Origin of the sequence: Rhodoferax saidenbachensis, from assembly GCF_001955715.1 — a bacterium.
In the GTDB taxonomy this organism is placed as follows: Bacteria; Pseudomonadota; Gammaproteobacteria; order Burkholderiales; family Burkholderiaceae_C; genus Allorhodoferax; species Allorhodoferax saidenbachensis.
The window spans coordinates 3767984-3780818 of sequence record NZ_CP019239.1; the positions used below are offsets into that span (position 1 = coordinate 3767984).

10 protein-coding genes are annotated in these 12835 nt (G+C 61.5%); 5 read left to right on the plus strand and 5 right to left on the minus strand.

From position 1 onward, the window contains the following. Nucleotides 1-40: 40 nt before the first annotated feature. Together RS694_RS17955 and RS694_RS17960 are read right to left on the minus strand one after the other, a co-directional pair. Nucleotides 41-2668, minus strand: a complete 2628-nt coding sequence (locus tag RS694_RS17955; RefSeq protein ID WP_076069890.1) for a bifunctional diguanylate cyclase/phosphodiesterase — start codon at nucleotides 2666-2668, stop codon at nucleotides 41-43. Between the two features lie 145 nt (nucleotides 2669-2813). Next, entirely contained in the window at nucleotides 2814-4043 is a 1230-nt protein-coding gene (locus tag RS694_RS17960; RefSeq protein ID WP_029705262.1) for an MFS transporter, read from the minus strand. 185 nt (nucleotides 4044-4228) lie between these two features. On the opposite strand from RS694_RS17960, the gene RS694_RS17965 reads away from it, so the two are divergent. After that, on the plus strand, nucleotides 4229-5101 hold the full coding sequence (locus RS694_RS17965) for a LysR family transcriptional regulator (protein WP_029705260.1): 873 nt from the start codon (nucleotides 4229-4231) through the stop codon (nucleotides 5099-5101). Between the two features lie 37 nt (nucleotides 5102-5138). On the opposite strand, the gene RS694_RS17970 is transcribed toward RS694_RS17965, so the two are convergent. The 3 genes from RS694_RS17970 to RS694_RS17980 all read right to left on the minus strand — a co-directional run bounded on the left by RS694_RS17970 (nucleotide 5139) and on the right by RS694_RS17980 (nucleotide 8935). Beyond that, nucleotides 5139-5960: an EAL domain-containing protein gene (locus RS694_RS17970; RefSeq protein ID WP_081708499.1), complete on the minus strand. Its 822-nt coding sequence runs from the start codon at nucleotides 5958-5960 to the stop codon at nucleotides 5139-5141. Between the two features lie 39 nt (nucleotides 5961-5999). Continuing rightward, entirely contained in the window at nucleotides 6000-7403 is a 1404-nt protein-coding gene (locus tag RS694_RS21040; protein WP_029705257.1) for a methyl-accepting chemotaxis protein, read from the minus strand. 266 nt (nucleotides 7404-7669) lie between these two features. Then, nucleotides 7670-8935: a protein kinase domain-containing protein gene (locus tag RS694_RS17980; protein ID WP_051391613.1), complete on the minus strand. Its 1266-nt coding sequence runs from the start codon at nucleotides 8933-8935 to the stop codon at nucleotides 7670-7672. A 183-nt stretch (nucleotides 8936-9118) separates the two neighbouring features. Between RS694_RS17980 and RS694_RS17985 the strand changes: the two genes are divergently transcribed. From RS694_RS17985 to RS694_RS20565, 4 genes are all read left to right on the plus strand, one after another. Beyond that, nucleotides 9119-10078 carry a pseudouridine synthase gene (locus RS694_RS17985; RefSeq protein WP_029705255.1) on the plus strand — a complete coding sequence of 320 codons (960 nt, stop codon included), beginning with the start codon at nucleotides 9119-9121 and terminating at the stop codon, nucleotides 10076-10078. Nucleotides 10079-10186: 108 nt separating this feature from the next. Then, nucleotides 10187-11020: a creatininase family protein gene (locus tag RS694_RS17990; protein ID WP_029705254.1), complete on the plus strand. Its 834-nt coding sequence runs from the start codon at nucleotides 10187-10189 to the stop codon at nucleotides 11018-11020. A gap of 141 nt (nucleotides 11021-11161) precedes the next feature. Beyond that, nucleotides 11162-12379, plus strand: coding sequence for an esterase/lipase family protein (locus RS694_RS17995; protein ID WP_076069893.1), 1218 nt, complete (start codon nucleotides 11162-11164; stop codon nucleotides 12377-12379). Between the two features lie 145 nt (nucleotides 12380-12524). Beyond that, on the plus strand, nucleotides 12525-12683 hold the full coding sequence (locus RS694_RS20565; protein WP_156876178.1) for a hypothetical protein: 159 nt from the start codon (nucleotides 12525-12527) through the stop codon (nucleotides 12681-12683). Nucleotides 12684-12835: the final 152 nt, after the last annotated feature.

Sequence of the window (12835 nt, forward strand, 5' to 3'; positions counted from 1 at the left end):
GTGCAACAACCGGTGTGCCGCGGGGCAACCGGCCGCTGCTTCAGTGGACCTGATCCAGACCCTGCGTGTTTAGCAGCGCTGTAATCCTCTCGGCCGAACAAGGCGGGGCGTAGAGGTACCCCTGAAAACTGTCACAGTGGCTTTGCGCCAGGAACGTGTGCTGGGCTTCCGTTTCAACCCCTTCGGCCACCACGAGCATGCCCAGGCTGTGTGCCAGGCCCACAATGGCTTTGGCAATCGTGGCATCACTCGTGTGGGTGAGCGCCTCACGGATGAAGGACTGGTCGATCTTGAGCTGGTCCAACGGAAGCCGCTTCAAATAACTGAGCGACGAATACCCGGTCCCGAAATCGTCCAGTGAGAAGCCCACGCCCATCGCCTTGAGGTCGTTCATTTTTTCGATGACGTCTTCGGTGTCGCTGAACAACATGCTCTCGGTCAACTCAAACCGCAGCCGGAAGGGATTGGCGCCACTGCTGCTCAGCACGGAGATGACCTGCCCCACAAAGTCGGGCTGGCGCATCTGCCGGGCACTGATGTTGACCGAGACCGTCAAGCGCCTGGACTCTGGCCGCGCGCCCCACAGACGGATCTGCTCGCAGGCCTGCTCCATGACCCATTGGCCGATTTGCAGGATCAACCCGGACTTCTCGGCCAGCGGAATGAACTCTGCGGGCGACACCGGTCCGTGGCGTGGATGGTTCCAGCGCACCAGCGCTTCCACGCCGGTCATGGTTCTGTCGGCATCCACAATCGGCTGGTAGTGCAAGTGCAGTTCGTTGCGGGCAATGGCGCCCCGCAAGTCCCGCTCAAGCGCCACACTGGCGGCCGCCTGCGTCTGCATCTGCGGACTGAACAGGCGCAGTGCGTTGCGCCCGGCGGCCTTGGCCTCGTACATGGCCAGATCAGCCTGTTTCATCAGGTCATCAATGCTCTCGGTGTCCGCACCGAACATGGCAACGCCGACACTGGGCGTGCTGTACACCTCATGGCCGCTCAGCAGGTAAGGCGTGGACAGGCGCTGCACAATGTTCTGGCCGATCTGCTCCGCACGTTCGCTCACTGAGGAATCACTCGCACCCAGCTCTTCCAGAAGGACGACAAATTCATCGCCACCCAAGCGTGCCACTGTGTCGGTCTTACGGGTCACTTCCAGCAAACGCGCGGCCACCTGGGCCAGCAGCAGATCGCCCTTGTCATGTCCCAGTGTGTCGTTCAGGTCCTTGAAATTGTCGAGGTCTATAAACATGATTGCACCGGCTTGGCGGTTTCTGTGGGACAGATTGACCGCACGGCTGATCCTGTCCATCAGCAGGCGCCGATTGGGCAGCCCGGTCAAACCGTCGTAGAACGCAAGCTGCTGTATCTCACTCTCATGGCGCTTGGATGCGCTGATGTCCGCGCGGGTACCCAGTATGCGCACAGGCCGACCCTGCCTGTCCCGTTCAACAATTTTTCCCCGCGCCTGAACCCAGACCCAGCACCCGTTGACATGGCGCAGGCGGTACTCCGCTTCGTAACGCGGCGTTTCGCCGCTCAGGTGCCGATCGAACGCCAGCACGACATTGTCCAGGTCATCCGGGTGGATTTCATCCCGCCAGTTGAGGATCGTCCGGGGCTGGCCATCCACGTGGCCCAGAATGCTTGCAGCGCGTTCATCGACCTGCAGCAGCCCGCTGGGCAAGGCCTGGTCCCACAAGCCCAGACGCGCACCCGCCAGCGCAAGCTCCATGCGTTCAGCATTTTCGGCAGCATCCTTGGCCCGTTTTTCCGTCAGTACGGACAGGGAGCGGCGCTTCACCTGCAACAACCATATGCTGGGGCCTACGATCAGGACAAACACACACCAGAGCGATGCCAATTCGATGGCCAGACGAATCCACGGTTTGCTGATCTCCTGGTAGCTTCTGCTGACGGCAACAACCAGCTCTTTGTCCAGATTGGCCTGCGTCGCATCAATGGTGCGCTGGACAACCATCCTGCTGTCGTCCGGCACAACACTCAGGCCTGGGATGGCTGCACCAGGCCGCAGTGAAGGCGGTACAAAAAGCACCACAAACCCATCGCGTTGTGAAATGGAGCTCCACATATCCGGCGCGTAGATGACCGACTGCATCACCACATCGAAATAGGCCGGGTTGAGAATGGCGGTTGCCACGCCGGGGGTGTCGCCCGGGGGGGATTCCACCTTCATGGACAACTTGATATTGGAAGTGCCCGGTGTGTTCTCGTAGGGGCGCGAGACATAGACAGTCCCGGCATCCCGCATCTTGCTGATGCTGCGCAGAAAATCGGCGTCGTCGAGGTGGCTGTCCTGCATCTCGTCGCTGGATTGGAGGATGTGCCCATTTTTGTCGAGCAGTGCGAGTGCGCGCACCCCGGGCATCGCGTTACGCAGCGCCTGGATGGACAGGCCGGTTGCACCAGGACTATTTTCCAGATGGGCCTTGCGTATGCTGTCCAGCGCACTGCGCACGCCGGCCAGTTGGCGGCGCAGGTTCTCGTCAACGATCCGCGCTTGGGCTTCAAGACGGTTGTGTTCGTTCTTCAGAATGAAGTTGCGCTCCGAGAGGACCGCAAAAACACTGAGTGCACAACCAAGCAGGACGACTGCGGCAAACGCGAGCCACTCCGCAGATTCTCTGGAAACAGGCTTTTGGAACTTCATGGAACGCCCCCGATCAATGGCTGTCATACAAAGCGCCGAAAACCGCCTTTGCGTATGACAGGTGGAATGTGAGCGCTAGAGGTTTCGTGCCTATTACGGGGTAGCCGGGAAATATTTCAAGTGCAATATCTTGGAGTGCACGCCCCTACCGCCACATACGCACACCCAGGGCCGCCAGCGATGCAGCAGTGGCGAGCAGCATCACCGCAGCCCAGCCCCATTGCGCCAGCAGCAGGCTGCCCAGCGCAGCGCCTGTCGCCATGCCGATGAACATGCCCACCATCAGCACGGCATTGAGTCGGCTGCGCGCGGCGGGTTCAATGCCGTACACGATGGTCTGGTGCGCAATCAGCGCGGCCTGCACGCCCAGATCAAACCCGACCGCACACACCACCAGCAGGACCAATTGGGCTTGCGGTGGAACCAGTTGGGCCAACACCAGCGCTGCGAACGACACCATGGCCAGACCCGCACCCAGACGTGTCACCAATTCCGGGCCACGTTTGTCGGCCAATCGCCCCGCCAGCGGCGCGGCCAACGCGCCAGCAGCACCGGCCAAGCCAAATGCACCAGCGGCTGTGCTGCCCAGCTGAAATTCCGAATGCAGCATCACGGCCAGCGTGGACCAGAAGGCGCTGAACCCGACGGACAACAAGCCCTGGGCCAAAGCCGCGCGGCGCAAGCCGGCATGCTGTTGCCACAGCTTGCCCAGAGACCCCAGCAAGGCGCCATAGGCCAGTTGGGTAGTGGGCTTGAAGCTCGGCAGGCCACGCCAGGCCGCTGCCCCAATGACAGCCACGCTGGCGGCGGCGGCGATAAACATGGTGCGCCAGTTGAAGTGTTCTGCGACAAAACCACTGACCACGCGTGACAGCAAAATGCCCAGCAACAGCCCGGTCATCACCGTGCCCACCACCTTGCCGCGGTGTGCTTCTGGCGCAAGCGTTGCGGCGGCGGGGACGATGTCCTGGGCCATCGTGGCTGTCATGCCGATCGCCAGACTGGCCACCAGCAACACGTGAATAGACGGTGCCACCGCCGCCAGCAGCAACGCCATGACCAGCAGCGCGGCCTTGCCCAGAATGATGCGGCGGCGGTCAAACCGGTCCCCCAGCGGCGCCAGCAGCAAGATACCCAGCGCGTAACCCAACTGTGTGAGCGTGGGCACCCAACCGGCTTCGCGGGTTGACGCGCCGATGTCTGCACCCAGCACCGCCAGCATGGGCTGGCTGTAGTACAGCGAGGCCACACTCAAGCCGGCACCGGCTGCGAGCAAAAACACCAGCGGCCTGGAGAGTCCGGGCCCTGCCGGTGCGGCGGCCGATGGCGCACTGCGGCCATCATTCGTTGTATGCATGCTGGGAATGGAATTCATCTTGAACTTTCGTGAGTTAGTGGATGAATTCTGCAATTCCATAAGGGAACCGTGTAGTAGCAAGCCACACATATTTGTTATACATTTAACGCATGACAAAATCAGCGCCACGCCCTTTGACGAAGTCCCCGCTCACCCCGCTGACTGACCCTCTGGCAGCAGATTTCGGGGTGACTTTGCAACTGATGGCCACGTTTGTGCGTATCGTGGAAGCGGGCAGCCTCTCTGCCGCGGCGGTCCAGATGAACGCCACACAACCCACCGTCAGCCGGCGCTTGCAAGCACTAGAGCGACTGCTGAGCGTGCGCCTGCTGCAGCGCTCCACCCACGGCATGCGGCTCACGGTAGACGGCGAGCGCTGCCTGGAGCGCGCGCGCGACTTACTGGCCAGTTGGGCTGCGTTTGAAGCCGATCTGCGCGGCACCCAACAGGAGCCGCAAGGCAAGCTGCGCATCGCCGTGCCACACGCTTTTGGCCAGGAGAAATTTGTAGCGCCGCTGGCCCGCTATCTGGCAGCGCACCCGCGCGTGACGGTGGAATGGCTGCTACGCGACGAGGTGCATGACTACATCACCGCAGGCATTGATTGCGCCATCCAGGTGGGCGAACCCACCGACCCAGGCATTGTGGCCATCAAGCTGGCAGAAGTCCCGCGTTACGTGGTGGCAGCGCCGTCGGTGCTGGGCGGCAAGACACCCCGACATGCGGCAGACCTGGCGGCGTTGCCCTGGCTAGCCTTGAAAACCTACTACCGCAATGAAGTGGCACTCACACACCTGGCCACCGGGGAGACGACGCGGTTTGCCATTCGCCCGCGTGTCAGTACCGACAGCCTGTACGCCATGCGCAGCGCAGCCCTACTGGGTCTGGGTGCCTGTGTGGGCTCGGCATGGCTGCTCGCTGACGACATTGCCACAGGTAACCTCGTGCACCTCACGCCGCAATGGCAGGCGGCCGCACTGCCGGTGTACCTGACCTATCCGCATGCGCAGTTTTATCCGTCCAGGTTGCTGCGCTTCGTGGCCATGATGCGGGAGGCCATTCCCGCCGCCATTTAGCGTTGAGACCGGCAAGCGGCCCTTGGCAGTGCCGCGGCTAGGAAAACACCACGGGGTCTATCGTGGCCATGGCACGAAAAGCCGGCTTGGCGAACAAATAGCCTTGCATGAGGTGGATGCCAGCATCCCGCAGGAAATCGCGCTCCCCCACCGTTTCAATGCCTTCTGCGATGACTTTGATCTCCATCTCTTTGCACAGTTGCACGAGGCTGCGCACGATGGCCTGGCGTGGCCTGTCGGTATCGACATTGCGAATCAGGTCCATATCAATCTTGATGATGTCCGGCTGAAAGTCGGACAACAACTTCATGCCTGCGTAACCGGCACCAAAGTCGTCGATGGCGGTTTTGAAGCCACAACGCTTGTACTCACGCAGAATTTCCGCAAACCAGGGTCCGTCGTCGACCCGTTCGCCTTCCGTGACTTCGAAGATGATGCGCTCCACGGGAAACCCGTGCGTGCGTGCAGCCGCCAGCGTCGTGCGTATGCAGAGTTCCGGCTTGTAGATGGCGTTGGGCAGGAAGTTGATAGAGATGTATTCCTCGATACCCAACTGGCTGGCGCCCTTGATCGCTTTGACCCGGCAGGCCTGATCAAAGCGGTAGCGATTTTGCTCATTGACCTTGGACAGCACGGACAGTGCCCCCTCGCCGGCCGGCCCACGCACCAGGGCCTCATGGGCAAATACCTTCCTGGTCGTGATATCCACGATGGGCTGGTAGGCATATTCAAAATCGAAGCCCACGCGTTCGGCCTTGCCGCAATCCTCGCAATCGCGTTCTGTACCAACCAATGGTGAGAAGCCAATAGGAAAGGTGGGGTTGACGCTCACAGGGCTGGCGGCTTTTTTGATCAGCATGTTGACTCTCTATCTTTCAGATTGCGCGTGCACTTGCCATCATTGGAATACGCTGACAGTATGCACAAGCGCCTTGGACTTGTCTTGCAACGTCCCGGCGACGGAAGCCATTTCCTCTACCAGCGCCGCATTTTGTTGCGTGGCCAAATCAATGTCTGCAACAGCGTTGCCTACCTCTGCAACACGCGACACCTGTTGGGAACTGGCCGTACTGATCGCGTGCACGATGTCCGCTACGCGGCCAATACTGCCCACGACTTCCGTCATCGTGCTGCCCGCCTGTGCCACCAGATGCGCACCCATTTCGACACGTTGCACGCTGTCGCCAATCAGATTTTTGATTTCTTTGGCCGCTTGTGCGCTTCGCCCCGCGAGGCTGCGCACCTCGCTGGCGACCACCGCAAATCCACGCCCTTGTTCACCCGCACGTGCAGCTTCCACGGCGGCATTGAGCGCAAGAATATTGGTCTGAAAGGCGATGCCATCAATCACACCAATGATGTCGGAAATCTTGCGTGAGGAGGCATTGATGCCTTGCATCGTGTCGACCACCTGGGCGACCACCCGACCTCCGTCTTGCGCCACGGCTCTGGCCTGCGACGCGAGTTCACTGGCTTGCTTGGCATGCGCTGTCGACTGGCTCACTGTCTCGCTCAATTCAGCCATCTGCGCAGCCACCTGCTGCACATTGCTGGCCGTCTGCTCGGTCCGGTCGCTCAAGTCCTGATTGCCACTCGCGATCTCGGCGCAAGATACATCGACAGCCGAGGCGCTCGCACGAACGCTGGCAACCACGGCCCCCATTCGCTCCAACGTCGCCTTCAGGGCTTGGCCGCCCGGCGTGGCCGTTGGTATGGCGGCAACACCCAAAACGATCGTCTCTTGTTGGTTGACCGCAGCGACAAGTCGGCTGAGCTCTTCGCCTTCGCGGGCGAAACGGCTCATCTGAACGGCCAGCACAACTTCCACACCGGACTGAATGACCACATAGACCGCATGCAAAACGATGCGCAAGAAGTCGGGCTCGGTGGTGCAATAAAACCCCAGCCCCGCCGCCTGGAGCCGGTCAAACGCAAAGTGGTGCACAGCAAACATCGCCGCACCGAAGACGATCACGCGCCAATCGAGATACACCAACAGAAACGCCAGCACCACAAACACGCCGAAATGGAGTTCCAGCATGCCCCGCGCCAGTTGGATGTGCAAAGCCACGAACGCAACCAGCACGAAGGTCAACACATAGCGGCACACCAGCGTCCCAGGGGCAAAGAGGAAGGCGACGCCCGCTACAGCGAGCAGCACCAGCGAGACCCCTATCGCCAGCCCAGAGTCCACAAACTGCAAGCCCAGCAGTATTGCGGCGACACAGCTTCCACCGATAGCTACCAACAAGGTCTTGTCACCCAAGGCGGCCAGGGAGGAGAGGTTTTTGGCATGGTTCATTGGAATACTCTTGAATAAATAAGATTGTTAAGTACCAAAATACACCAATGCGTACAAAATGTGACTCACTGGTAATTTTATGCCTGCGAGGAAAAACCTGCTGGTTGCAGGTCTTTGCCCGTCTGAGTGTTGGGAGGCTTGGTCCGACTTCCCGCTCCATGCGAATGGCGGGTAGTTGCGAGTGACCGCGTGTCAGTCGGTTTGGGGCATGAAAATGGGGCTAACGCCCCATGAATACTGCGCAAGCAGCTATTAATTCAATAGCATCACGCCGGCTTGACACCGTGTTGCAAGGACTTGGCATCCATGAGCCGCAGGATGGTGGGCCAGCCGTGGGCGATGAAGTCGGCCACGGCCTGCGCGCTGAGGAAGCGCTGCAACGGGTCCTTGTGCATCATCTTGTCCAACAGGATCTGGAACTCTGAAAACTTGGGCTCAAAGCGCGGTGGCGGCGCGTGCACGTGCTGGTACAGCAGGGCTTCCATGTGGTCGGCCGCGTAGGGGCGCTTGCCCGACACCATCTCGAAAAAAATCACGCCCAGGCTGTAGATATCGCTGGCCGGGCTGACCGGTCGGCCGGCGGCCTGCTCGGGACTCAGGTAGTAGGGCGAACCGACGATGTCACCCTGCTGCGTCTGCTCCAGGTCCTGGCCCACATGTTTGGCCACGCCAAAATCGATCAGCGCCACGCTGCCGTCGGCGCGCAGCATCAGGTTGTCGGGCTTCACGTCGCGGTGCACGATGTCCAGCGCATGGATTTGCGACAGCGCAAACGCGACCTGCAGCGCGATGGAGAGCGCCTCAAACGGCGACAACCCGGCAGCAATGCGGCGCTTGATGTCGCCATGGGCGAAGTACTCCATGGTGATAAAGGCATGTTCATCGGTAAATCCGTGGTCAAAGATGCGCGCCACGTTGGGGTGGTTGATCTGTTCCAGCAGCGCGTACTCCTGGATGAAGCGCTGCAGCAGGCTGGGGTCTTGGTGCTGGCGCGTGTCCAGCAGCTTGAGCGCCACTTCCAGGCCATCGGCCTCGCGCACGGCCAGGAATACTTCTGACATGCCGCCCGCGCCCAGACGGCGCAGGACCTTGTAACCCTTGATGGGCGTAGCACCCGCCGCCGTGGCGCTGCCAGCGATCGGCTTGGGGTTGGTCTTTTCCAGCGTCTGCACCCGTTTGATACGGGCCTGCACGGCTTCCAGCACTTCGTCGCGCGTAAATGGTTTGCCCAGGTAGTCGTCGGCGCCCAGGTTCATACCCCGGCGCCGGTCGGCGCGCTCGGAGCGCGCGGTCAGGAAGATGAAGGGGATGGCCGCGGTTTGCGGATCGGCGCGCAGGGCTTCCAGAAAACCATAACCGTCCAACTCGGGCATCATCACGTCGGACAGGATCAGGTCGGGCATCTCCTGGCGCGCCAATGCCAGGCCCATGACGCCATTGGCGGCTTCGACCAGCTCAAACCCTTCCATGCGCAGCAACAGTGCCAAGTTGTCACGGATGCTGGCCTCGTCTTCCACCACAAGGATCTTCAAACCTGACCTCCACGCCCAAGAAATGCCGATGTTGGCCCCCGGCCAGGCAGGGGGAGAGTTGACTATAGCGTCTGGGCAAAAGCGGTACTTTGGCCGCCCGGCCCGGCACAGGCTTTATTTAGGCATCAAATGGACCTCAAGCCCCCGTAAAATATGCGCAAGCAGCTCACAAATCTATAGCAAATGACCGACCAGAAACCGCCCCCCACGTTCCGCCGCGCCGCGCCTCCGCCCAATAAAGCGCCGATTCCCGCCGGACAGGCCAACACGTCGGCGCACGGTGCGAACGGCACCATGCGTCTGAACAAACGCATGGCCGAGCTGGGCCTGGCCTCGCGCCGTGAGGCGGATGAATGGATTGGCAAGGGCTGGGTCAAGGTCAATGGCAAAGTGGCTGAGATGGGCATGCAGGTCACGCCCGATGTGCGCATCGAGATCGACAAACAGGCCCAGGGCCAGCAGGCGAATCAGGTGACGATTCTGCTCAACAAGCCGCTGGGCATCGTCAGCGGCCAGGCCGAAGACGGCCACGAGCCCGCGATCAAACTGATCCAGCCCCAAAACCGCTGGGCCGAAGACAACGCGCGTTTCTTCTTCCACGGCAGCCAACTCAAAAGCCTGGTTCCGGCCGGGCGTCTGGACATTGATTCCACGGGCCTGCTGGTGCTCACCCAGGACGGCCGCGTGGCACGCCAGCTCATTGGTGAAGACTCGGTGATGGAAAAGGAATACCTGGTGCGGGTGGCCTATACCGGTGTGGAAAACCCAGCGGCCGCAAACTCGCCTGCGGCCACCTACCCCGGACTGTCATCGGGCGGCAAGGTACAGCAACTGATCCGCCTGGACGATGACGACCCCATCACCAGCGATGTGCAGTCCGTCTTCCCCCCCGCCATGCTGGCCCGCCTGCGCCACGGCCTGCGCCTGGACGACCAGCCGCTCAAGCCGGCCAAGGTCGAGTGGCAAAACCCCGAGCAACTGCGCTTTGTGCTGACCGAAGGCAAGAAACGCCAGATCCGCCGCATGTGTGAACTGGTCGGCCTGAAGGTGGTGGGCCTCAAACGTGTGCGCGTGGGCAAGGTCATGCTTGGTAACCTGCCGGTGGGGCAGTGGCGCTACCTGCAGCCGCATGAGAAGTTTTGAGTAGCGATGTTGTCGAGCAAACCACATCCGTTCGCCCTGAGCTTGGCCTGTCCTGAGCCCGTCGAAGGGCTCAGCCCGAACGGTGTTTTTTCTTTCTAAGATAAAGCCATGCAACTCCCGTCACGTTTCTGGGCCGACCTGAGCACCCGCCACTTCGCGCAACTGGCGGCCAGCCCCATGCTGGACAAGACCGTGGCCGTACTGCCCGTGGCGGCCACCGAGCAGCATGGCCCGCACCTGCCCACCAGCGTGGACAGCACCTTGGTGGATGGTGTGATTGCCGCGGCGCTGCCGCACCTGGCCACCGACTTGCCCGTATTGATACTGCCCACACAAGCGGTGGGGTATAGCCCCGAGCACATCCGTTTTCCTGGCACGCTTACTTTGTCTGCACCGACGCTGATTGCGCTGTGGACCGAGCTGGGCGCCAGCGTGGCGCGCGCGGGCATCAAAAAGCTGGTGCTGTTCAACAGCCACGGCGGACAGGTCAGCCTGATGGACATCGTGGCGCGCGAACTGCGCGCTGCGCATGACCTAATTGTTTACAGCAGCAGCTGGTACAACCTGCCGCTGGGTGATGCGGTCAACGGCCTCTTCCCTGCCGAAGAACACCGCTTTGGCGTGCACGCTGGTGACATCGAAACATCGATGATGCTGGCCCTGGTGGCCCACCGCGTGGACATGGTGCAAGCACAAAATTTCCACAGCACGTCGCAAGACCGCGCAGCCAAATACCCTGTGCTCGGCAACGGCAAGTCCGCCAAACTGGGCTGGCAGATGCAGGACTACAACGCGCAGGGCGCGGCCGGGAATGCGGCTGCGGCCACTGCGGCCAAAGGCCAGGCACTGTTGGATGTGGCCGGCGTGCAGTTGGCCAAGCTGTTGGCCGAGGTGAGCGATTTGCCACTGAGCACGCTGACTGCATCCCCCAAACTGAACTGAGAAATCCGTTCGCGCTGAGCCGCCTGACCTGAACCTGTCGAAGGGGTCGAAGCGCACCCCGAGTCAACTCCAGGGAGCCTTCGACAAGCTCAGGCCGAACGGAGAATTTTGCGGCTTCGCACAAGCCGCCCACAATGCGCCATGGCCAAACCCAAAACCACTCCCCCCAAAGCCGTGCTCACCCACGTGCGCCCCACCGACCTGCGCGGCGTCGCACAGCTTGCCACACAGGCCACGCTGGGCGTGACGCGCATGGCCGAAGGCGTGCACCAATCCGTGTTGGGCAGCATGGGCGTGCCAGGTGGCAAGGCTGCGGGGCGCACACGCGGCATCACCGGGCTGGTCTACCAGTGCGTGCATGGCATCACCCAACTCGTGGGCAAAAGCCTGGATGTGCTACTGGCCGCACTGCAACCGGTGCTGGAATTGGCCGAACAAGCCCCGCCCGAATCCTACCCACGTGCCGCAGTGCTGGCCGCGCTGAACGGCGTGCTGGGGGACCGCCTGGTAGAGACGAAAAACCCGCTGGCCACACCGATGACGCTCCGTTGGGACGGCCGTGTACTCACACCAGACAGTTATCCGAAGGCAGGGCAAGTCAACGGCAAGCTCATGCTGTTCATTCATGGCCTGTGCATGAACGAGTTGTCGTGGGATTTGCAGTTGCAGGACCTGGGCTACACACCCGTTTATCTGCGCTACAACACCGGCCTGTACACCTCCACCAACGGCCACGCTCTAGCCGAGCAGTTGGAGCAACTGCGCGCACTGTGGCCGGTACCCATCGAAACCCTCACCATCGTGGCGCACAGCATGGGCGGACTGATCACCCGCAGCGCGGTGCAACAGGCCCAACAAACCGGCATGCTATGGCCGCAACTTTTGAAGAACATCGTCTTCCTCGGCACACCGCACCACGGCGCGCCGCTGGAGCGTGCTGGCAACTGGATCGACGTAATCCTGGGCACCACGCCCTACTCGCGCCCGTTTGCCAAGCTGGGGCAGTTGCGCAGCAGCGGCATCACCGATCTGCGCTTTGGCCATGTGCTGGAAGCGGACTGGGCAGGGCGTGACCGCTTTGAGAGAGGCCCGGACCGGCGCACCCCGTTACCGCTGCCTGCCGGGGTGACTTGTTACACGGTGGCGGCCACCGTTGCTGGATCGCGTAGTCCGTTGGCAGAGCGGTTGGTGGGCGATGGGTTGGTGCCGTTGCAGAGTGCGTTGGGGCAGCATGATGTGGCTGGTTATCGATTGGCGTTTGCCAAAGCCAGGCGACACATCCTTTATCGAACTAACCATATGGAGCTACTGCGTAGCCCTGAAGTTAGTCGGCAGATACTGGAGTGGCTTTCTTCTTGATTTGATCATATTTTCCTGTCTCGAACGTTTCGCTGCGCATAAACCTCGCCTTCCCCCCTATCCCCCCGCCCTTTCCACCCCGCCGGGCGGAAAGGGAGCCTTAACAGCCGATTTGGATTCTTCGCGCCGGATACGGAATTACGGGGTGAGGTTGCCACCGCTATTTCGCTCCACGGCCAACGCCGGCGGTTGGGGCTGCCTCGAAGATTGGTGTGCGGCACTGCTGGCCGCTACGCGCGCCAGTAACGAGTCCAACGAGCAAAGCGTGTCTGCTCCCAGCGCCGAGCGCGGCGACGGCGCGTGAATCGCCCCATCCCTTCTGTATGCGCCGAGGAGCGCAGGGGGCGGCGGATCAGGGCTGGCGATTGTTTGAGCCCGCAGGGCGAGTTCGAGCCAGACCCCGCCGACCCCGAGCACCGCAGGTTGCCCCGTAGCGAAGCGCAGGGGTCGCAGACA

Coding starts and splice junctions, on each gene's coding strand:
- RS694_RS17955 (WP_076069890.1), bottom strand. CDS start 2,668: ATGAAGTTCCAAAAGCCTGTTTCCAGAGAATCTGCGGAGTGGCTCGCG.
- RS694_RS17960 (WP_029705262.1), bottom strand. CDS start 4,043: ATGAATTCCATTCCCAGCATGCATACAACGAATGATGGCCGCAGTGCG.
- RS694_RS17965 (WP_029705260.1), top strand. CDS start 4,229: ATGGCCACGTTTGTGCGTATCGTGGAAGCGGGCAGCCTCTCTGCCGCG.
- RS694_RS17970 (WP_081708499.1), bottom strand. CDS start 5,960: ATGCTGATCAAAAAAGCCGCCAGCCCTGTGAGCGTCAACCCCACCTTT.
- RS694_RS21040 (WP_029705257.1), bottom strand. CDS start 7,403: ATGAACCATGCCAAAAACCTCTCCTCCCTGGCCGCCTTGGGTGACAAG.
- RS694_RS17985 (WP_029705255.1), top strand. CDS start 9,119: ATGACCGACCAGAAACCGCCCCCCACGTTCCGCCGCGCCGCGCCTCCG.
- RS694_RS17990 (WP_029705254.1), top strand. CDS start 10,187: ATGCAACTCCCGTCACGTTTCTGGGCCGACCTGAGCACCCGCCACTTC.
- RS694_RS17995 (WP_076069893.1), top strand. CDS start 11,162: ATGGCCAAACCCAAAACCACTCCCCCCAAAGCCGTGCTCACCCACGTG.